Here is a 22,287-nt window from a genome sequence, read left to right as displayed (position 1 = left end):
GAAAGGGAACTCCATGGTGAAAAGGGAGGCCCGGGGGTGGACTTAGTGGGTGGTGTAGCCGCCGTCGACGGGCAGGGCGGCGCCGACGATGAAGCTGGCGGCGGAGCTGCACAGCCAGACAGCCGCGGCGGCGACCTCGTCGGCGGTGCCGAGGCGGCCGATGGGCTGCTGCTGCATGATCCCGGCCATGGCTTCGGCCTGGCCTTCGAGCATGTCGGCGACCATGGGGGTCTCGATCACACCGGGGCAGATGGCGTTGATGCGGATGCCGCGCGGGGCGTATTCGACGGCGGCGCTCCTGGTCAGGCCGATCACGCCGTGCTTGGAGGCGTGGTATGCGGCGCGCTCGGGCAGGCCGACCAGGCCGCCGAGGGAGGAGTTGTTGACGATGGCGCCGGAGCCCTGGGTGCGCATCTGGCGTAGTTCGTGCTTCTGGGCGGCCCAGATGCCGCGCAGGTTGACGGCGTTGACGCGGTCGAAGTCCTCGGCCGTCTCGTCGGCGGCGTCGGAGGGCGGGGCTTGAATGCCGGCGTTGTTGAACGCCATGTCGAGGCGGCCGTAGGTGGATACGGCCTGGTCGACCATGGCGGCGGCCTGGGCCTCGTCGGTGACATCGCACACGACGCCGAGGGCCTGGTGGCTGGCATGGTTGAGTTCTGTGGCGGCCGCCTCGACCGCCTCCTTGTTGACGTCGGCCAGGACGACGGCCGCGCCGGCCTGGGCGAAGAGGCGGGCGGCGGCCAGGCCCATGCCGGAGGCGGCACCGGTGACCAGGGCGACCTGGCCCTCGAAGTTGTACTGCGGGTTCACAGGGAGGGGTTCCAATCGTTGCGGTGTCCGGCCGTCAGCTGCGCCGTTTCTGGTCCGGGGCCGTGCGAGACCGCGGAGGGCTGTTCGGCGCGGTGCGGGTTCAGGGGCGCAGGAGGGTCTTGATGGCGCGGCGCTCGTCCATGGCCCGGTAGCCCTCTGCGGCCTGTTCCAGGGGCAGCTCCAGGTCGAAGACCTTGCCCGGGTTGATGCGGCCGTCCAGGACGAGCTGGATGAGGTGCGGCAGGTAGGCGCGGACCGGGGCGGGGCCGCCGCGCAGGGCGACGTGGGAGAAGAACAGTTCCTCGCCGTCGACGGAGACACCGTGGGGAACACCGACGAAGCCGATGTTGCCGCCGGGGCGGGTGGAGTGCAGGGCCTGCTGCAGGGAGTCGGGGGTGCCCACGCACTCCAGGACGGCGTCGGCGCCGATGCCGCCGGTCAGCTCCTTGATCCGGGCTGCACCCTGTTCGCCGCGCTCGGCGACGATGTCGGTGGCGCCGAACTCGCGGGCCAGGTTCTGTCGGGGCTCGTGCCGGGACATGGCGATGATCCGCCCGGCTCCGAGTTCCTTGGCGGCGATGACCGCGCACAGACCGACCGCGCCGTCGCCGACGACGGCGACGGTGTCGCCGGGCTTGACCTCGGCGGCCCGGGCCGCGTACCAGCCGGTGCCCATCACATCCGAGCAGGCCAGCAGGCTGGGGATGTACTCCTCGGTGACATCGCCGGGCACGTGCACGAGGGTGCCGTCTGCGAGAGGCACGCGGACGTACTCGGCCTGGGCGCCGCCGACGAACTCGCGGTGCACACAGGACGTCTGGTAGCCGTTCGCGCAGTTGGGGCACGTGTTGTCGGAGGCGAAGAAGGAGCCGACCACCAGCTGGCCGGGCTTGATGGTGGTCACGTCGCCGCCGGTCTCTTCGACGATGCCGATGTACTCGTGGCCGCCCGGGGTGGGCTCCGCGATGTCGTTGATTCCGCGGTAGTCCCATAGGTCCGAGCCGCACACGCAGGTGGCGACGGTGCGGATCACCGCGTCCGTCGGCTGCTGGATGACGGGCCTGGGCCGGACTTCGACCCGGAGGTCACGGGGAGCGTGAAGCACGGTTTGGCGCATGGTTCTTTCCGTATCTCGCAAAACAAGTAGGGGTGCCGGATGGCCTCCGGCACCAGGGCGGGGACGGGGGTTCAGGAGCTGCGGGGGCCCGCGTACTCGGCGTCGCTGACGTGCTCCAGCCAGTCGACCTCGTCGCCCTCCCACAGGGCGATGTGCGCCATGAACCGGTCCGGGGCAGCGCCGTGCCAGTGCTCCTCGCCCGGCGGGGTCCAGATCACGTCACCGGGGCGGGCTTCGAGGACGTCACCGCCGCGGTTCTGGATCAAGGCGATGCCCTCGACGATGTAGAGGGTCTGGCCCAGCCCGTGGGAGTGCCAGGCGGTGCGGGCACCGGGGGCGAAGCGGACCATGTTCGCCCGCGCGCGCGAGGGGTCCTCTCCTCGGTAGATCACATCCGCCCAGGCGTCTCCGGTGAACATCTCCGCTGGCAGCTTCATGGTCGCCGGAGGCTGCACAATTTCCATGATCAAAATTCCTTCGTTTACATGCTGTAGCCGATGGCGGGATATGAGGACGCCACCGGGACCGGGGTCGAGGATCAGGAGTCAGTGAGGACGGTCCTGGCGACGGCGAGCGCCGACATGGCCTTGGGCCATCCCGCGTAGAAGGCCAGGTGGGTGATCGTCTCGATCAGCTCCTTGTCACTGACCCCGTTCTCCTGCGCCCGCCGCAAATGGAAGGCGAGCTGCTCGGTGCTGCCGCTGGTGATCAAGCTGGCCACGGTGACCAGGCTGCGCTCGCGCGGGGACAGGTCCGGGTTCTCCCACACCTGCCCGAACAGCACGTCCTCGCTGTACCCGGCCAGCGCCGGGGCGAGGTCCCCGAACTGCTGACGCGGCCCGTTGTCCTGCTTGTCCTGCGTCATCACCGGCTCCTCTCCATGGGATGCCCGCAGCGACAGAGGCGGGCATCGGCTTAAGGTTCGGCCCCGCCGCTCCCGTACGTGCGTCCAGAGCAGCAGAGCGGGAGGGCGTACATCTGATGGCCTGACATCGATGAAACGGCAGGCCACAGGTGCGCGGAAGGACCCACTGATACATGTACTGGCAGGGCACCCCTCGCGTTGGGGGATCGTCGTAGCCTCGGAGACATGGACAACCGCAGCGAGATCCGCGAGTTCCTCACCAGCCGCCGCGCCAAGATCACCCCGCAGCAGGCCGGCCTGCCCGACCACGGCCACCGCCGGGTCAAAGGGCTGCGCCGCGAGGAGGTCGCGATGCTCGCCGGCGTGAGCGCCGAGTACTACGCCCGCATGGAACGCGGCAGCCTCTCGGGCACCTCCGAGGCCGTCCTGGACTCCCTCGCCCGCGCCCTCCAGCTCGACGACTCCGAACGCGCCCACCTGATGGACCTCGCCCGCACCGCCAGCACCACCCGGCGCCCCGCCCGCCGCCGCGCCGCCCAACCCATCCGGCCCGCTCTGCAGCAGCTGCTCGACGCGATGACCGACGCGCCCGCCTTCATCCGCAACGGCCGCCTCGACATCCTCGCCACCAACACCTTGGGCAAGGCGCTCTACTGGCCCGTGTTCCAGGACCCCGCCCGTCCGGTCAACCTCGCTCGCTACCAGTTCCTGAACCCCGGTGCCGCCGACTACATGCCCGAGGTGCAGGCCCAGCGCGCCACGGCAGCGGCCCTCCTGCGCACAGAAGCAGGCCGCGACCCCTACAACCGTGAACTCAGCGACCTGATCGGCGAGCTGTCCACCCGCAGCGAGGACTTCCGAGCCCTGTGGGCCGCACACAACGTGCGCCTGCACCACACCGGTATTAAGCGCTTCCACCACCCTGCCGTCGGCGACCTCACCCTCGCCTTCGAAGCCCTGCCCATTCCCACCGACCCCGGCCTGACCCTCACCGCCCTGAGCGCCGAGGCCGGCACCCACGACCAGGACGCCCTCACCCTCCTCGCCACCTGGTACGCCACCCTCGACCACGGCGAACACGACACCTCCGCAACCCGCAGCACCGAGCAGCACTCCTAGCGACTACTCACAAACCCGACAGAAAGCGGCCCTGTGTCGGTCACGCCTCCGGCACAGCCGCCCGCCGCAGGATCTCCGGCCACAGCCGCCTCTCCGACATGAATTGAGCAGGTCGGCTCGAAGGAGCATTGTTGATGGTGGGCCGGGTCCGTTTCCGGCCCACAGGCCCGGAGAGGAAAGCCGGACGACATGAGTCCTGCAGGAGACGCTGCCGCCGTCCCTCGGGGCAGTCTGGACGATGACGCCCTCCCCGCTCATGCCACAGTGGACGAGCGGGGCGTGGTCACGGGCTGGAGCGAGCAGGCCCGGCGGCTGCTGGGCTATGCGCCTGCTGAGGTCGAGGGCCGCCCGGCCGCGGACCTGCTCGCCGAGGACGCCCGCGAGGCCGCAGCCACCCGAGGGCACCGGGTAAGGCAGAGCGGTGGATGGAGTGGCCAGGTCACGGTGCGGCACCGGGACGGCGGCCGCATGGTCGTAGCCCTCAGCGCGGTACCGCTGTCGGGCTCGAAGGGCCGGGGGCAGTGGATTCTGACCGTCTCCGGCACACCGCAGCCTGCTCCTCGCCCCACCGAAGCCGAACTCTTGGAGTGGGTGTTCGACCAGTCTCCGTGCCCCATGGCGGTCTGCGACCGCGAGCGGCGCCTGATTCGAGCGAACAGGGCGATGGAACGGATGACGCGCCAGTCCTCCGACGAGATGCGTGGGCGGCGAGCGGTGGACATAACGCCTGGCTCCCCGCGTGCCCGAGCGGTGGACCAAGACATGGAGCGGGCGATGAGCACCGGGACGACCGTCGAACACGAGTCCATCGTCCAGGCGCCCGACCAGAACCGACCTCGTGTCTGGACCATCACGAGCTCGCCTCTCAAGGACCCGACAGGGCGGACACAGGGCGTATTCGGCCAGATATTCGACGTCACCGGGCATTACATGGTCCGGCAACGGCTCACCGTGCTGAACGAGGCCAGCAAGCGCATAGGCACCAGTCTGGACGTGAATCGCACGGCACAGGAATTGGCCGATACTGCGGTCCCCGGGCTCGCCGATTTCGTCAGCGTCGATCTGGTGGAATCGGTCTCTCGCGGCGAGGAGCCGACGGTCGGCTCGGTCGGAGCGGCCCACTGGGCCGACACCACGATCGCACTGTTCCGCAGTGCCCAGAGTTCGGTCCTCGAAGGCTGTCCCGAATCAGCGGTCGAGCCCGGGCACACGGGGCGTTACCCGGCATACTCGCCCCCGGCTCTGGGCCTGGCCACAGGCCGGCCCGCGCGGTACGGCGTAGAGGACACGGAGATCAGCCGCTGGTTGGACGCCAGCCCGAAGCGTGCCGCCAGTGTCAAGGAGCAGGGCATCCACTCAGTGATGATCGTGCCGCTGCTCGCCCGCGGCATCACGCTGGGAGTGGCCCTCTTCCTGCGCCACCAGCGGCCTTTCCCTTTCGATGACGACGATCTGCTGCTCGCGGAGGAGATCTGCGCACGGGCGGCCGTGTGCATCGACAACGCCCGCCGCTACACCGGTGAGCGCGCCACCGCCCTTGCCCTCCAGCGAAGCCTGCTCCCCCGGAACGTACCCGAGCAGGCAGGGGTCGAGGTGGCCTCCCGCTATCTGCCGACCGACTCCCGGGCCGGTGTGGGTGGCGACTGGTTCGACGTCATCCCCCTGTCCGGTACCCGGGTCGCCCTGGTCGTCGGAGACGTGGTCGGCCACGGGGTGCAGGCCGCGGCCGCCATGGGACGGCTGCGGTCCGCCGTCCGCACGCTGGCCGATGTCGATCTGCCCCCCGATGAGCTGCTCACCCATCTGGACGACCTGGTGGCGCACACCGACTCCGATGAGGATGCCGTTCCGGGCGACAGCGCCACCGGCTTCGGCGCCACCTGTCTGTACGCGGTCTACGACCCGGTCTCCCGGCACTGCACCCTGGCCCGTGCCGGGCATCCCGTGCCCGCGCTCGTCCTCCCCGACGGCACCGCCCGATACCTGGACCTGCCGGCCGGTCCACCACTGGGGCTGGGCGGCATGCCCTTCGAGAGCGTCGAGATCGAACTGGCCGAGGGCAGCCTGCTCGCCCTCTACACCGACGGCCTCATCGAATCGCGTGGACGGGACCCCGACGCCTCACGCGCGCAGCTCCTGCGCATTCTGGCCGCCCCCTCTTCCCAAAGCATCGGACTCACCTGCGACACACTCCTCAAGGCCTTGCTCCCCGAACGGCCCACGGATGACGTCGCCCTGCTCGTCGTCCGCACCCGCTGCCTCAGCGCGGGCCAAGTCGCTTCCTGGGATCTGCCGGCGGATCCCGCCATCGTGGCCGAGGCCCGCAAGGCGGCGTCCGATCAACTGGCTCGGTGGGGGCTGGAGGAGTCCACGTTCGTCACCGAGCTGGTGGTCAGCGAACTCGTCACCAACGCCATCCGCCATGCCGAGCCCCCCATCCGGCTGCGACTGATCAACGACAGGAATCTCATCTGCGAGGTCTCCGACGCCAGCAGCACAGCTCCCCACCTGCGCCGTGCCCGCGTGTTCGACGAAGGAGGGCGTGGCCTGCTGCTCGTCGCCCAGCTCACTCAGGGCTGGGGGGCCCGCCAGACCACCACGGGCAAGACGATCTGGGCCGAGCAGGCACTCCCCGCTCGGCCTCCCTGACCGTCGACGGACCCGTCCTGAGCTTCCGCTTCGACACCGGCTCCGGCCGGCGCCCCATCGCCCCGCCCCTCGACGCTGCCGTGCCGTCCGACGAACACGGCGAGGACATCGAGGCGGGCAGATCCGGGGCATGGGATTCAGCGGTGCGTTCGCCGGCTTGTGGGCTTGGGAGCTGACCGGGCGTGGCTTGCCCGCCGACTTTCTGCTCATACAACGGGCCGGACTGCGAGGCCCGCCCGGCTGCCGCACCACGCCCCGGGCGGACGCCGCAGGGACGTCCGCCAAGGCTGGTCCTCTCGTCCTACGGTGCGACCATGACGGTCAGGGCGGTCCGGCCGACCGCCACGGTGGCGTCGCCGTACTCCACCAGCCCTAGGTAGGCGTTGGACGCCTCACGGGAGCGGTCCGGCCAGGACACCGTCACTGTCGGGGTGTCGCCGACGGTGACCGGCTGGGAGGCGGGGGCGATCGCGGCCGGGCGGTCGGGCTGGACGTCGTCGCCGATGAGCCAGGTGTGCAGGGTGTATGTCTGGCTCCGGATGTCCTCCGGCAGCGCGAGCTGGTTGACGTAGGCCGTGTATGTGCCCGGCTTCAGGTCGACGTGCTCGTTGTTGCCGGCCCGGGGCGTCGAGACCACCTCACCACTGTCCTTGTCGACGACCCACAGGTCCAGGTCGCTCTTGTCCAGGTGTTCGGCGGGCAGGATCGCGACTCGTGCGAACCTGGTCGTGTCGGGGACGTGGATCTCGGTACTGATCGTGGCGGGCGGGAGGTCGGCCGGTGCGTTGTCCGGGTCGAATTCCGGGTTGGTGCCGGTCAGGGTGCCGGTTTTCGTCTCGCCCGCGTAGAGGCTTGTCACCCGTGCGGTGAGCGTGCCGTTCCAGCCGGCTCTGGGGTGGAGGGTCAGCGAACCGGTGCTGCTGCCGGTGGCTTCGGCGGGGGCGGAGAACCGCGCGGCGCGCAGTGCGACGGCGCTGCGGACCGTGTGGCGGGCGCCGGTGTCCGCCCAGGTGACGGAGCCGAAGGACCAGTCCCCGTAGGCCGCGCCTTCGCGGGTGAAGGTGACCTTGTACGTGGCGGAGGCACCCGGCACCACGACCAGCTTCCGCGGCGAGACCGTGGCCTTGAAGCCGCCCGGCGCCTTGACCTTGGCGGTGTACACGCCGGTGGTGGCCGACACGTTGGTGACAGTGCGGGTGACGGTCTGGTGCCCGACGAGGTCGCCGACCGCGATGGTCGGGTAGTTCAGGTCGCTGGGGTCGGTTTTGGTGGCCGTGGCACAGGCGTCGGTGCCGTGGTCGTCGACGAGCCGACCCTCGATGGCGCAGATGTACGAGGTCCAGTCGGCGGAGGTGGAGTCGTAGACCAGCCCTGGGTCGGCGGCGGCAGTCACCACGGGCTGTCCGGCACCGTAGTCGAGCGGCGTGGCGGTGGTGCCGCCGGCGCGCTGGATCGGTTTGCCGGTGTTGTCGGTGGTCGTCGCCGTGGTCATCAGGGCCGACTTGATCTCGGCCGGGGACCAGTCCGGGTGCAGTGCCCGCAGTAGCAGCGCCAGGCCCGCGAGGTGCGGCGTCGACATCGACGTACCGGTCATGAGGCCCTGTGCACCCTTGAATCCAGGGCTGCCCTTGGCCGTACCGGCGACGATGTCGACGCCGGGGGCCGTGATATCGGGCTTGAGCAGGTCGCCGCCGCTGATGGTGTCGGGGCCGCTGGAGGAGAAGCCGCCCACCATCGGGGCCCGCTGGTGGACTGCCTCGGCGGCGCTCAGCCGCGCGGTGGCGCCGGCTCCGGCCCGCTCGACGTAGGACTTGACGGCCTGTCCGTCGGTGCTGCTGAGGTGGACGGTCGGGACGCTGTGCGCGTCGGCGTTCTCCTCATCGGAGGCGCTGGCGTTGGCGAGCACCATGCTCACGCCCCCGGCCTGCTTGACCTCAGCGCTCTTGTCCGTGCGGCCGCTGATACCACGCTTGCACAGCACGATCGCGCCCTTCACCTTCTCGGGGTCGAGGGTGCCGGACAGGCACAGCTCGGCGTCGGCGGCCGTGGACCCGCTCCTCGCCGCATGTGCGGCGTCGACCAGCGGGGCGGAGCCGACGGCGGAGGCGCTGATGCCGGCGCCGGTGTAGGAGTTCCCGTCGCCGAGTGTGACGGTGGTGCGGTAGCCGGTGTCGTGGGTGGAGGCGGCGACGGTGGTGATCCAGGGGAGCTGATTGGAGACCGTGTCCGGTCCGTCGTTGCCCGCCGCGGCCGAGATGAAGACGCCTGCCTTGGTCGCGTTGAGCATGGCGGTCTCGGTGGGCCCGTTGAGGACCCTGGGCCCGCCGAGGGAGTAGTTGATGACGTCCACGCCGTCGGCCACGGCCTTCTCGATGGCGGCGACGAGGTCGATGGTGGAACAGCCGTTGCTCCAGCACACCTTGTAGGCGGCGATGCGGGCGGCGGGCGCGAGCCCGGATATACGGCCCGACAGGCCGGTGTCGGGGACGGTGGCCTCGACGTCCATGTCACCGGCGGCTGTTGTGGCGGTGTGGGTGCCGTGCGAGTCGGCGTCCATCGGGCTCTTCCAGTCGCCCTCGGTGGGATGGGTGAGGCCCTTGTCGAAGTACTGGGCGCCGATCACCTTGTTGTTGCACCGGACTTGGTGCGCGGTGTCCTCGCCCGGGTCGCATTCGCCCTTCCACTTCTTGGCGATGATGCCGGCATCGGGACGAGGTTCGGGCAGCGCCCGCAGTGACGGGTTGTGGGTGTCGATGCCGGTGTCGAGGACGCCCAGGATCGTGCCTGCGCCCGCGTTGCGCTGTCCGCCCGGGAACTTGCTGTACAGCCCCTTCTCGCTCTTCAGCCCCAGAAACGCGGCTACGTCAGGGACCGGGAGGGTTCTGGCAGCCGTGGCGGTCGCCGTTGTGTGTGCTGCGCTGGCCGAGGTGTCGCCAGACTCGGCCGTCCGGGCCAGCGGGATGGTCTCGTTGCGGGACAGCGATGCGACGCCAGGTGTGCGGGCCAGCCGGTTCGCCTGGGCGGCGGTCAGCCTGGCCGCGAAGCCATTGGCAACGATGTCGTACGTGTAGAGCGGTTTGACGCCCGGGACTTCGGCGAGCACGTCGTCACGTTGCTCCCTCAGGTGGTCCTGATAGGCGTCCACCGTGCGGGAGCCGACGTCCAGTCGCCTCCCCTGCACGGGCTTGGTGGCCCTCAGCCCCTCCGTGCCCCCCGTGTAGGCGGCGACGGGTTCGTCGGCCAACTGGACCAAGTAGGTCCCTGCTGGGTAATGGTGCTGCTGCGTCTCGGGGTTGGCGACATGGTCGGCGTGGGATCCGCCTGTCGTCCTGCCCGTGTTCAGGCCGTCCAGTGTGCCGCCCTGCGCGGGCGAGACGGTGGCTAGCGCGATGCTTCCGGCGAGTACCGGAACCGCCAGGACAAGAACTGCCGGTCTGCGACCGGCAGTTCGGCGGTGGTCGGGTTGGTCGTGGGACACGTCGATGTCCTCTTCCCTACGTACTGGTAGTCGTATTCATCCCCGTGTTGATCGACATCTTGTGACTGCTGAGGTTCAGGAGAAAGAGGAATTGGGGAGTTACTGGCGGGTCCTCACCAACCCTCCACGCGGCGCGAGTTTGGGCGTGGGTCGGGAGCGCGGGGATCAGTGTGGGCGGGTTGCGCCGCAGCCCCTGCGGTACGACACCTCAGGGATGTATGTGCGCCATTGGTCCCTCGTCAGATCGGCGCCCGCCCGGGCACAGACCATGGCGAGAGCCCGGGAGGGCTCGATCGTGTACCGCTGGCGCGGCACGTGCCTACTACTGGCGTACAGGGTGCCGCTGTCAGGGCTGAAGGCAAGGGAGGTGATGTTCTCGCCGGGGGTGGTGAGGGGACCACCGAGGGGTTGCTGAGTGGCGATGTCCCACAGTTGGAGGGTGCCTGCGTCGCCGCCGACGGCGAGGGTGCGGCCGTCAGGGCTCAGGGCGAGGGCACTGACGCCTTCCGGAGTGTCACCGAGCGGCGGCGGAAAGACGTTCCGCAGGACGCCGAGACGGTGGCGCACACTCCCGTCCCACAGCGCGACCCGGCCAGACTGATCGCCGGCCGCCAGGCGGGAACCGTCGAGGCTGAACGCGAGCGCGGCGATCTCCTCACCTTGCACGAGGCTTTGACCAGCCACCGGACCGGTGGGCAGCGCGGCGGCGCGGTTGTCGCCGACGAGGAGGCGGCCGTCGGGGCGCAGGGCCAGGTGGGTACTGGCCCATTCCCTGAAGGCGGTGGTCCTGCGGTGGCGCGCCGTGTCCCATACCTCGCCCGTCGGGTCGCCGAGGGTGGGCACCCGGGAGGCGTACAGGGTGCGGCCACCAGGGCCCAGGGCGAGGGACGCGACCTCGGCGGCGGACGGTGTGGTGGCGAGGTCCAGGGTGGTGCGCTTTCGGTCACGCGTTACGTCCCAGACCGTGAACCGCTGAGAGGCGGCGTTGTCGCCGAGGGCCGAAGTGCCGTATGCGAGCGAGGCGCCGTCGGGGCTGAACGCCATCAGGGGCAGGGTGTCCTGCGGAAGGACGGGCAACGCACGGTCTCGGGTGATCGGGAAGGGAGGAGACGGCAGTGTTCGCGCGAGGCGCCCGTCGCGGGTGTCGCGCAGTTGGAAGCGGTAGTGGCTTCCGATGCGTTCGGCGGTGGCGAGGGTATGGCCGTCGGGGCTGAGCAGGACGCCGTCCAGCGGGCGGTCGCGCCATGCGGGGGTGACGGCCGCCGCCAGGTCGAGGGAGTGGACCGTGCCTCCTTCGAGGTAGCGCAGGACGTGACCGGAGGGGTCCCAGGCGAGACCGTCGTAGAGACGCTGGTTGTTCAGGGCGTGCCGGAACACGGGCGTGGCGGGCGCGGCGAGCCGCCAGACTCTGAGCTCGCCGCGACCGACGGTGGCCAGGAAGGCACCGTCGCTGCTGAGGGCCGTGTGCTCCACGTCCCGGTCTTCTATGCCTGCCACCTTGTGTCCCGAGCGGATGTCCCACACGTGGACGCCGGTCTCCGACACGACGGCGAAACGGTCACGGTCGCCGCCCTTCGCTTCCCCGAACGTCACCGTCGTGTGCTCGCCGCAGACGTCGCGGGCGTGTTCCCAGTCGCCGGGTACGGTGCGGTGACGGCCGATGTCCCAGACCTGCGGCGACCGTCCGGAAGGGCAGAGGGCCACCAGCCGGTCATCCGCGTTGGGGGTCGCCACGACCCTGTCGGCCACCTCCCGGTCCTCGAACAGCAACTTCCCGTCCTCGACGGACAGCAGTTGCACCCCGTGGTCGGCGCTGCTCACCAGGTGGCTCCTGCCGCTCGCGCCGAAGCCGAGTTCGTACCAGTCCCTGGGCAGCCGGCCCGGGCCACCGGTCCACTGTCCAGCGGACGTGTCCCACAGCCGGACCCCGTCGTCCCCGTCGAGGGCGAGCACCCGGGCATCGGGACTGGCCACGAGCACGCGGCCGGCCGGCAGACGTCCGGAGGCGATCGGGCGGTGCGTTGCCACGTTCCAGGTCCGCCAGGTGCGACCGTCGACGCTGAACAGCGTACGGCCGGAGTCGGCAAGGAACCTCCAGCGACCAGGGCCGGGCACGGGGTCGATGAAGGTGTCCTGTTCGGGCTGGGCAAGCGAGGCGAGCAGGGCCCTGCGGGTCTCGGGCAGTTCCGCAAGTCGCCAGGCGGTCACGCCGAGTCGCATCGCGGTTCTCGGGTCGGTGGTGCGCAGTGCGTCGGCGACGGCGGCGACGCGACGGGCCGTGTTGTCCCTGCGCTGCCTTTGGTTGTCCCGCTGCTGCTGCCAGGCGGCCAGGCCGGCGATCAGCGCCACCACCAGAACGCCGGAGCATGCGGTGACGAGCAGCCGGGATCTTCGGGCGATCCGGGCGGCAGCCCGGCGCTCCGCCTCCCGCGCCGCGCACGCGGCCGCGAGGAAGGCCCGTTCTGCCTCGGTCAGGGCGCTGTCCCGGGCATGGTCGGGGAATATTTCCTCGGCTCGGGCCAGTCGACTGCCCCGGTACAGGGCACCGGGATCGCGGTCGTGCTCCATCCAGACATGGGCGGCCTCGGTCAGACGCCGGTGGTGAAGCAGTCGCTCCCGTTCCTGCTCGATCCAGCCATGCAGCCGCGGCCAGCAACTGATCAACGCCTCGTGGGCCAGCTGGACGCCGTCGTCGTCCAGGGTCAGCAGTCGGGCGCGGGCCAGCAGTTCGAGCACAGAGGACACCGAAGGATTCGCCCACTCGTCCAGTTCGGCACGAGTGAGCGGGCGCCGGGTGTCCGCGGTGCCCCGTCCCGGCTCGACCAGCCGCAGCAGTAACTGCCGGGCGGCGTCCGCCTGGGCCGCGGACATCTGGCCGTACACCTCCTCGGCGCTCGCCGCGATGGCGCCGCGCACACCACCGGCTGCCTCGTACGCGGCCACGGTCAGCAGTCTGCCCCGGCGCCGCCGCCACGTCTCCAGCAAGGCGTGCGAGAGCATCGGCAGGCCACCGGGCTGGTCGATGACCTCCTTGACGATCCGCGCGGTCAGTTCCCGCTCCACCAACAGGCCGGCCGCCTGCGCCGGTTTGACGACCACTTCCTTCAGCTCGTCCGCAGTCATCGGTCCGATCAGCAGTCCGGCGCGACACAGCGCGTCCGCCAGCTCCCGGTACTCGGCACACCGGGCGTAGAAGTCCGCCCGTACGACGATGAGCACCCGCAGCCGAGCGTCCCGATCCCGGGCGGCAAGCAACAGATCGATGAAGCGCGCCCGCTCCGCCCCGTCCCGGCAGAGGGTGAAGGTCTCCTCGAATTGGTCCACCACCACCCAGCTCTCCGGTTGCCCTGCCGTCGGGGCCAACAGGTGCCCGTACGTCGTGGCCGGCTCCACCCCCGGGGTGAGCACGCGCAGCGCCGCCGGACGTCCAAGACCCGCGATCTCCTTCTCCAGGCGGGGAATCAAACCGGCCCGCACCAACGAGGACTTGCCGCTGCCGGAGGCTCCGATCAGCACCGCGAACCGGTGCATGCCCACCAGCCTCCACAGCTCGTCCACCATCCGGTCCCGGCCGAAGAACAGCGCGTGGTCGTCCGGCTCGAAGCAAGCCAGACCCCGGTACGGCGGTGCTGCGTCGTCCTCCCCCGCGCGAACCTGCCGCGCCGCCTGTTCCTCCGCTTCCTTCCACCTCGACGCCCACTCGCCCGGATCGCCCCCGCACGCCCGCACGTACCCCTGCACGACGGCGAGCGAAGGCAGCCGCTGCCCGGACGCGGCCTGCGACAGGGTCGTCACCGAGAACCCCGCCGACTTGGCCATGGTCCGGTACGACGGGCTGCCGGCGGCTCGCCGCAACTCGCGGAGTTCATGTGCAAGCAACTGAACGGGACCTGCCTCAGGGTCCACAGGTCGTTCGGGACGGCCCACGAACCTCACCTCCCACGCCACGCGCACAACAGACGCGGCATCGCCTACGACTTATACGTTCAGACACCGGTCCGACCTCATCGGTGCCCTACCGATCTGCGTTGGTGACAGCGACGCGACGCTCCACCGAACAACCGGCCGCAAGAACTTAGTTGTTTGCGCTGATGAAGTGGGTGCCAGAACAACATTCCGCTTGCCAGCCTCGGGTCCGCCACGCCGGATTCCCGGCACGACCGAGCTGGGCCCAGGCCCCCCGAGCAAGTGGAGAGAACAACCACATGGCGCAGGCAGTGCAGAGCACAAGGAAGGCCCGCCTCGGCAGGACCGCGCTCGTCGCCGGCAGCGTCGCCGTGCTGACCTTCGGCTTGGCGGGCAGCGCATCCGCCGCCGTCCTGACCCCCCTTCCCGAGAACGCCACCGCGTTCCAGAAGAAGTACCAGCCGCTCTTCGACTACGACGAGGACGGCTGCTATCCCGCAGCGGCTATCGACGCGAACGGGAACCTCAACGGCGGTCTCGCGCCGACCGGTTCGGCCGGTGGCGGGTGCAAGAGCAACCACCTCGGCAAGGCCAACACGTACGCGCAGGCCCTGTGCAAGAACGGCTGGTGCGGGATCGTCTACACCCTGTACTTCGAGAAGGACCAGGCAACCTCCGGCTTCGGGCACCGCCACGACATGGAGTCCGTCGTCGTCTTCGTGAAGCAGAACCCCGACAGGGTCATGTACCTGGCCGCCTCCCGCCACGGTGGCTACAGCACCCACCGGGTCAACGAGGTACCGATGGACGGCAACCGCGTCAAGATCGTCTACCACAAGGACGGCGCGAGCACGCATGCCTTCCGCTTCGCGAAGGCGGGAGAAGTTCCGGAAGCCTGGGGCAACGGAGGATGGGACCGCCCGGCCCTGCTCACCCTGGACAACATGGACCGTGGGCTGCGCGACAAGCTGTCCAACGCCAACTGGGGCAGCGCCAACTTCCCGCTGGCCAGGAATCTCGTGAGCAACCTCAACAAGGCCCGGCCCTCCGAGGTCCCCGCGTTCTGACACCTGAGTGGCCCGCAGACAACCGCCGGTGGGACTCTCCCCTGTCCCACCGGCGGTGCGTTTGCACTGAAGCCGAATGAGGCCCACGGGGAGGAAGCCCACAGAAGAAGCCACAACCCTGGGCTATCACGACCCCTGTCGTGCCCCCAAGGCCAATGACCACAGATCACACAACCTGCGCGACATTTCACCTGCACCCCCAGGGCACTTAACCATCCTTTGCTCATATGGTCGGCTCCGCCGTCGAGAACGACATTCGCCACACCTCCGGCAACTCAATTTGACTATTCTTGACGATCTCCTCGCCAAGCTGACGCTAGGGTGGTTTTCGGCAGGACAAGTCAGGTTGAGTGAACCGGGATTCCGTCTTCCGACCTGCCCAGGTATCTCGGGGAGACTCATCTCATTTACGCGAATTGGACGTCCTCGTGGAACATAACAAGACAGAATCCAGGCGCAGGCGAAGCGCGGGCGCAGCGGTGGCAGTCACAGCGGTGGCTCTGATCGGGATGTGTGTGTCGGCTCAGTCCGCTGCCGCGCTGGACAGAGTGCAGCCCGTTTGCAATCAGGTCTGCCATGTGCCGATCTACTCGGGTGATGGATCAGTCATCGCGCCGCCTCATCACTGAACGGCTGAGCACCCAGAGGCGATCTGCCCTGTGAGGTGACTGCCTGCCGCTGCGGCCATTTTCGCTGTGCTCGACAAGACGCGTCTGCTGACCGAAGTGACGAGACGCCGGCGGAACGGCCGCAGCGGCAATGCGCGGGCCGTTCCGGCCTGCCTGCCGCCCGGAGTGACGGCCGGGCACGCGATAGCGCCGACTCAACGCGGACGACGCCGTGTCCAAGTCGGCCGCAAGGACGCAAAAGCCCTAACGGCACCTCAAAGATGGTCGGCTATACCTGCCAGGCATGTTCGTCAGCCAGCAGTTCACCAAGGGGGCCGACCTGGCCGACCTCGACTTCTTCGTCTTCCCCGAGTCACGCTGGCCGCGCTCAGCGTTCCGAAACAAGAAATGGATGAGCACAGCGATGCTGTGCTCATCCATTTCGGTGGGACCGAACAGGCGCTCCCACGGCCATCAAGGGGCCGCCGTCAGCCGCCCCCGTACCTGTCGGTCAGCAGCCACACCCCGCGTCCGTCATCGCCGGGACTCCAGTCACAGTAGAGGTCCGGCCTGCTTTTCGCCGCAAGGCAGTCTGCTTCGGAGTGGTAGCGACCGAAAATCTCGGCACTAGCGGGAGAAGCCATCCCGACCCCGAAGCCAATAGCCACCGCGATACTCGCGGCAACCAGTGATATTCGTTTACCCATAACGCCCTTCCTTGTCCTTGCTGAGCTACTCACGGCCTTCTGCAGCGAGCTTCAGGAGATGTCCCGCTAGAGAGGAAATCCAGGGCCATAGAGCCTGACCCCATCAGCCTGCGCCGCTTTGGCAGATACACCAACGAGCCCTAGGCGGCCAGTACGGTCACCGGTGTCCTGCGAGCGGCCTGCTGCCCCTCGGTATCCAGTTCTTTGTTGTCCGGCAACCTGACGTATCTCCACGTTCGGCGAGAGTGTCTCACTGCGGAACATCGTGGCGGAGGAAGTACCGCCGTTCAGGAGGCGCGGTCGGCACAGGGGGAAACCCCTCACGAACCCCACGGCCGATCCTCGAGGGAACGTCTCAGCCGGGCGCCTGCGTGGCGAGGCGTCCCTCCATGGCGGCCAGTGTCAGGTCCAGCCGGGACCGGCAGCCGGCTTTCGCGTACACGCGGGTGAGGCTGTTCTCGACGGTCTTCTCACTGATCCGGAGTTTCCCCGCTATCTGCCGGTTGGACAGTCCCTGCCGGACCAGCGCGACGATGCGGGCTTCGAGGTCGGACAGGGCAGCGGGGCTCGTGCGTTCAGGGGGCGGGGCCACACCTGAGTCGCGCATCACCGCCTCGATGCCCGTCTGCTGGAGACCACCGCCGAGGCTTTTCGCGATCTCATGGGCCTCGTGGTACCAGGGGCGTGGTTCGTCGGCGAGGAGCGCGGCTGTCATACATGCCCGCATCAGTTCGCTCCGGCTGCCGTGCTCGCGCAAGATGTCCGCGGCCGTCCTCGCGCTGGGGTAGTCGCGTTCGGCGAGTGCGCGGGCTATGAGTTCAGCTGCCCGCAGGCTGGTCCCACCCAGACGAGCGTGCCATCGTTTCGTCTCGGCGTGCAGGAGTGGCAGTTTCTCGCCATCGCCCCCTGCCCACTCGACGAACACCAGACGGACGAGCAGCCACCCGATGCCGACCCGTCCTCCCTCCGCGACATGGTCACCGAGTTCCTCGTAGCTCGTCCACCCCAGTTTCCGGGCCTGTTCCCACTCTCCGGTCCGGTAGGCGATGCCCATGGCGGCCCAGGCGCGCAGCGCGGGAAACGGGCTGTCCTCGCTCGATCGCTCGAGCCATGCGGTGCTCCGCTCGACATCGCCGAGGGTGGAATGCACCTCTGCGGCGAGCAGACGGACAGCGTGGTGGACCGGGCTGTCGGGCAGGGCGGCCAGCTCCAGCGCCCGGGCCTCGGAGGGGATGCGGGCCCAGTCGCCTCGCAGGTAGTTCCGCCTGATGCGCCCGTAGGCCGCCAGCGGGCCGGTGACCGGTTCACCGTAGCCTCCCCCGACCACCCGTTTGAACCAGGCCACCGGGTCGAACAGGTCGCCCCCGGCCTCGGCCGGGTCGCCAGGCCGGACGGTGCCTAGTGGGCCCTCCCCGGTCAGACCAGTGAAGGCGTACGTCGGCTCGCTCATACGGAGCGGCTCTCCGCAGATGAACCAGCGGCGGGCGAACGCCAGCGGGCCGCGGCTCGCCGGATCGTCGACCAGGGCCTCGTGTTCCGCGGCAGGCATCGGTCGGCCGGTGTGGACGGCAGCCAGCGCCGCATATGCGGCGAGCTCGCCAGGCCGCTGGCCGTCGCAGCCCGCCTGCACCGTCTCGGCTACGACATCGGCCAGGGCCTCGTAGTCGGCCAGCCGCAGCAGCAAGGGCAGTAGCGCTGCGAGGACTCGGGTCCGCGGTACCCCGGGCTCGCAGTGGCGCAGAGCGACCCGGTACCAGCGGGCGGCCAGCGCGGGGCGTGCCTGTAGGGCCCCGGCGGCCTCCCGGCCCAGCAGCGGCCCGAAGGAAGGGGTGGCGGGCAGGGCGGCATCGGCCAACGCGACGTGATAGGCGAGTACCGCCGGTCCCGGCGACAGCGTGTCGTCGGCGCTGAGCAGGTGTTCGGCAATCGCTCGATGCACGGAAGCTGCCTCGTCCGCGCCGGTGCCCGGCAGTACGGCGGTGACCAGCGCCGGACAGGAGATGCGCAGCACGCCGTGGTCGTCGCACTCCAGGGCCCCGGCGGCGACGAGACTGTCCACGGTGCGGCCGCAGGCGGCGATGTCGTGGCCGAAGGCCTCGGCGAAGATCAGCAGGTCGTCCATGCAGAACCGGGTGGCTCCGGCGATCACAGCGAGCAGTCGCCTGCCGAGCTCGCCGTGGAGCGCCACCTGCCGCACCAGCCAGTGGTGCGCCGGCAGCGCCGGCGGTATGGCCGGGTCCCTCAGGCACAGATATCCCTGGAACCGGGTGAAGCGGCCGTCGCGACGCAGCCTTTCCAAGGTGCCCAGTACGCTGCCCGGAATTCCGGCCAGCGTGCCCAGCGCGGCGCGCAGCACGGGCGCCACCGCCTCGTCCAGCAGCTCGCCGACGGCACCGGCCAGCAAGTCGTCGACCTGACGTTCGGACAGCGGGTCGAGGTCGACGACCCGGTCCGCGAGCGTGACGAAGGAGGCCGGTTCGGTGCTGATCCCCGCGTCGCGGGACGCCGCCACAATCGTGCAGCCGGCACGGTTCGCTGCGGCGATCGCGAGTGCCGGGTCCGGGGCGGCATGGACGTCGTCGATCAACACGGCGCCGGGAGCGCTGCGGCAGAGCCGGGTGAACAGCCGCACGAGTTCGGTGAAGAGGGCCGCCCGGGCGCGGTCCGAGCGGTAGGTCGCCGGCAGACAGAGCCTGCCCACCGCGGCCATCGCCTCGGCCAGCCGGGCATCACCGATGTCGGGAAAGGCGTCCCGGAATCCGTCGAGTACGGCCTGCGCGCAGAACAGATCCCAGCGCGGAGTGTCGGAGGAGCAACGAATCAGCACAAGTCCGGGGCCGCGAGTCCGCCACGCGTGACGGACCTCCCTCAGGAGGGTTGTCTTCCCCATGCCGGCGCGTCCCCGGACGAGTAGCAGCACCGCTTGCCCGACCGCCTCGTCAACGGCTGCCAGTTCGGCTGTCCTGCCGATCATGGCGCCGCGCTTCTTCGGCACCCCGTTCTCCCTTCCTTCAGCTCTTACCTGTCTCTCAATGATTCCTGAAACGATCACAGTGGACGCACAGGCGTCCGGCCCGGGCCACACCGTGGCCCGGGCGACGACCAGTCTCACCTGACTCGGCGAGGAGCCGTGCGCACAGACCGATCCGACTGCCACTACGAACACCTCATCCGGGAAGCCGTCGACGCGGTCCGCGCGGCCGAAGGCCCGAACCTGGTCGTGATCAGCGGTCCGGACGGCATCGAACTCCGCTCCGCGCTGGAGGAGTTGCTGGCCCAGGGCATCAGGCTCCGGGCGGGAGCCAGTGGTGCCGAAAGGAAAGTGGTCCACCTCGCGTTCAGCGCCTCGGCGCCCGACGTCCGTATCTCCGAACGGCTGTCTGCCATGGCGGCACTGCTCGACCCCGCCGGTGTGGTCCTGGTCTTCAGAGAACTCAATCATCTGAACCCGGATGCCCTCCTCTCCCTCGAAGCCCTGGTCCGGCAGCTGTCCGGCACCAACACCCTCTGCGTGTGCACCGTCGCTCTGCCCGTGCCCCACGCCTCCCGCGCCGCGTTCTCGGCGGCGCTCGCCCGCCTGCGGAGGGACCGCCTGGTCCATCACGTGGCCCTGCGTCCGCTGCCGCCGCGGCTGCTCGGCGCCCGGACCACCGCCGCGACCGGGGCCAGACCCGAGCCGCGGTTGGTCGCCTGGCTGTGGCGTGTCAGCCGCGGTTGGCCCGCCTCGGCCCGCGTGGCGCTCGACATCGCCCGGGACGAAGGTCTGACCCGGGTGGTGGACCGGCACCTCTACCTCACGGGCGGCATGGATCCGCTCCCTCCGGCCGACCATGACCTCACGCTGACGATCCGCGAGATGGGGAGCGCCGTCTGGAGCGCCGCCAAGGCGATGGCGGTGCTGAGCCCGCTCGGTGAAAGCGCTCCCGCACTGGTCGCCAAAGGCATGAGCCTTTCCGTAGAGGAGGTTCGCGGTCTCCTCGCCCATCTTGAGGAGACCGGCCTGCTGCGATACCGCCGGACGGACGGCGTCTGGCAGTACCGACTGCCGATGGTCGAGGCCGCCCTCAGGTCGTCGCTGGGACCTTTCGAACAGCGTCGGCTGGCTCAGCTCGCTGTCTCCGCGCTGTGGGAAGGCACCGCCCGCTGCCCCGATCCGGATTACCTCCCGCGGCAGCTGGCGAACGCGGGAAAGCTGGTGGATGCGGAGCGGGCGAGGTACGAGCTGCTGGCCCACACCGAGCGAGTGGCGGGGTACGACGGCGATCGCGCCGTCGAGTGGCTGCGAGCCGCCGCCGATCTGACCGCCGACCCCGCGCAGCGGGCCGGCATACTGCTGAGACACGCCCGAGCGTGCCTGGCGTACAGCCGGGCCGATGCGGGCCTGGGTTCCTCGGAGTATCTGCTGCAGACCTACGGTGACCTGCTCCGCCGGGAGGATTTTCTCGATGTGTGCTTCGTCCACCTGGCCTCCCTGTACCGGGTAGGGGAGTTCGCCGCACTCGAGAAGGTCGCCGACGACGGCTGGTGGCCCTGGCCGGGCGGGCCGCTGGAGCGTGCCTTCGCCCAGGCGTTCGCCCTGTCGCTGCTCGGTCGCTGGCGGAAGGCACTCGGTCTGTTGGGCATCGTCCGAAGACACGAGCAGGGCATGCTGACGGGGCGACACGTCAGGTCCATCCTCCCGGCAGCGGAGTTGTGGCTGGGCCGGAGGGACGAGTTCGAGCGGGACATCGCGGCCCTGCCCGCACGCTGCCGGGCGGAAGAGGCGACGACCGACGAAGTGAACCTCCGGGCCGGTGATCTCCTGGCACTGGGCGAGTTCCGCCGTGCCGAACGGCTGCTTGCCGATACCGGGAGGAGCTCCGAACAACTGGGTCTGTCCAGCCGAATGGTCATCGCCCTCTCTCGCGGAGACGCGGAATACGCCCTGGAGCTGGCACGCCGAAGCATCGCCACCGGCCCGAACGGTTGTGAAGCCGTGCAGTGCGCGATGTACCACCACGCCGCCACGCTGCTGCTGCACCGGGGCAGGCTGTCCCGTGCGAACGAGTTGCTGGCTCTGGCCCGCACCAGGCAGCCCGCGCTGCCCCACCTGCTCGCACCCGCCGCGGCGTTGTACGAGCTGGCGTTCGGCGAGGCCGAACGGGCACAGTCACTGCTGTGGGCCGCTGCGCGCCGGGCCGAGTCGGACGGCGTGGTGGCGGGGACTGACGCGCTGTGGGTGCATCTGGCCGATATCGCGAGAAGTCTTGGCCGGTCCGAGCGCTTGCCGGCCTATCTGAAGAAGGTCGACGGGATCGCCCACCGGCTCGGCACTGAATGCGCTGAGATCTCGCGGCTCTCCCTGCACTCCGTGGTGCACTCCGACCGCAGCGCCGCAGACGCCGCACTTCGTCTGGCCCGGCAACGGCAGCAGCCAATAGAAGAGAGCGCCGTGCTGATACGCCTGGTCCACCACGGAGTGGTCGAGCCGACGATGCTGTCGGACGCCTACTCCCTGCTCGGCGAGATAGACGCGCTGATGGCGAGGGCCTGGGTGCGTCTTCTCATGCGCGTACACGGAGTGGCGGTGCCAGGACGACAGGCCACCGTCGGGGAGAACGAGCGGTTGCTCGCGGTGCTCGTCGCACAAAATCTGAGCAACAAACAGATCGCGAAGGCCCTGCGGACCAGCGAGAAAAGTGTCGAAGGGCGGCTTTCGAGGTTGTTCTCGCGCACCGGATGCCGTACCCGGGTGGAACTCGCCATGGCGATGCTCGCCGGCCGCCTCCCATTGGCTGGAGAATAGTCAGGGGCCTCCCTCCGGCGCTCGCCGGAGCAAGTCGTCGTCTGCGAGCTCACGGTACGTCGCGGCGGGGCAGCGGATAACCCAGCAGACAGTCGTCCTCGCTGCTCAGGAACGCCGGCTGGTCAGCGCCGCGACTACGACGCCGGTGAGGTGACGCAAGCGCTCCTTCGCCGGCC

The 22,287-nt window shown here is 69.5% G+C and carries 11 protein-coding genes; 4 read left to right on the top strand and 7 right to left on the bottom strand.

Annotated features, from left to right (window positions below):
* Positions 1-42 precede the first annotated feature (42 nt).
* The 4 genes from ABZ016_RS23560 to ABZ016_RS23545 form a co-directional block, all read right to left on the bottom strand.
* The gene (locus ABZ016_RS23560) at positions 43-810 is read right to left on the bottom strand and encodes a glucose 1-dehydrogenase (RefSeq protein ID WP_356918623.1); all 768 of its coding nucleotides are present in this window, start codon (positions 808-810) and stop codon (positions 43-45) included.
* A 100-nt stretch (positions 811-910) separates the two neighbouring features.
* A complete protein-coding gene (locus ABZ016_RS23555) occupies positions 911-1,927 on the bottom strand; it encodes a zinc-dependent alcohol dehydrogenase family protein (RefSeq protein ID WP_356918622.1) in 1,017 nt (338 codons plus the stop codon).
* Between the two features lie 71 nt (positions 1,928-1,998).
* The gene (locus ABZ016_RS23550) at positions 1,999-2,391 is read right to left on the bottom strand and encodes a cupin domain-containing protein (RefSeq protein WP_356918621.1); all 393 of its coding nucleotides are present in this window, start codon (positions 2,389-2,391) and stop codon (positions 1,999-2,001) included.
* 74 nt (positions 2,392-2,465) lie between these two features.
* On the bottom strand, positions 2,466-2,792 hold the full coding sequence (locus ABZ016_RS23545) for a carboxymuconolactone decarboxylase family protein (protein ID WP_356918620.1): 327 nt from the start codon (positions 2,790-2,792) through the stop codon (positions 2,466-2,468).
* Between the two features lie 225 nt (positions 2,793-3,017).
* Here ABZ016_RS23545 and ABZ016_RS23540 point away from each other — a divergent pair, with 225 nt between their 5' ends.
* The gene (locus ABZ016_RS23540) at positions 3,018-3,911 is read left to right on the top strand and encodes a helix-turn-helix transcriptional regulator (RefSeq protein WP_356918619.1); all 894 of its coding nucleotides are present in this window, start codon (positions 3,018-3,020) and stop codon (positions 3,909-3,911) included.
* Positions 3,912-4,100: 189 nt separating this feature from the next.
* Positions 4,101-6,560 (top strand): SpoIIE family protein phosphatase, encoded by a 2,460-nt coding sequence (locus tag ABZ016_RS23535; RefSeq protein WP_356918618.1) that lies wholly within the window; start codon positions 4,101-4,103, stop codon positions 6,558-6,560.
* A 301-nt stretch (positions 6,561-6,861) separates the two neighbouring features.
* On the opposite strand, the gene ABZ016_RS23530 is transcribed toward ABZ016_RS23535, so the two are convergent.
* Positions 6,862-10,038, bottom strand: a complete 3,177-nt coding sequence (locus tag ABZ016_RS23530) for a S8 family serine peptidase (protein ID WP_356918617.1) — start codon at positions 10,036-10,038, stop codon at positions 6,862-6,864.
* Between the two features lie 165 nt (positions 10,039-10,203).
* Complete coding sequence (locus ABZ016_RS23525; RefSeq protein WP_356918616.1) at positions 10,204-13,965, bottom strand: hypothetical protein; 3,762 nt, start codon at positions 13,963-13,965, stop codon at positions 10,204-10,206.
* A 278-nt stretch (positions 13,966-14,243) separates the two neighbouring features.
* Here ABZ016_RS23525 and ABZ016_RS23520 point away from each other — a divergent pair, with 278 nt between their 5' ends.
* On the top strand, positions 14,244-15,011 hold the full coding sequence (locus tag ABZ016_RS23520; protein WP_356918615.1) for an NPP1 family protein: 768 nt from the start codon (positions 14,244-14,246) through the stop codon (positions 15,009-15,011).
* Between the two features lie 1,670 nt (positions 15,012-16,681).
* Here ABZ016_RS23520 and ABZ016_RS23515 read toward each other — a convergent pair.
* Entirely contained in the window at positions 16,682-19,321 is a 2,640-nt protein-coding gene (locus ABZ016_RS23515; RefSeq protein ID WP_356918614.1) for an AAA family ATPase, read from the bottom strand.
* A gap of 135 nt (positions 19,322-19,456) precedes the next feature.
* Here ABZ016_RS23515 and ABZ016_RS23510 point away from each other — a divergent pair, with 135 nt between their 5' ends.
* Positions 19,457-22,111 (top strand): LuxR C-terminal-related transcriptional regulator, encoded by a 2,655-nt coding sequence (locus tag ABZ016_RS23510; RefSeq protein WP_356918613.1) that lies wholly within the window; start codon positions 19,457-19,459, stop codon positions 22,109-22,111.
* Positions 22,112-22,287 lie beyond the last annotated feature (176 nt).

Source organism: Streptomyces sp. NPDC006372, from assembly GCF_040612515.1.
In the GTDB taxonomy this organism is placed as follows: domain Bacteria; phylum Actinomycetota; class Actinomycetes; order Streptomycetales; family Streptomycetaceae; genus Streptomyces.
This window is presented reverse-complemented; position numbering and strand designations above follow the sequence as displayed.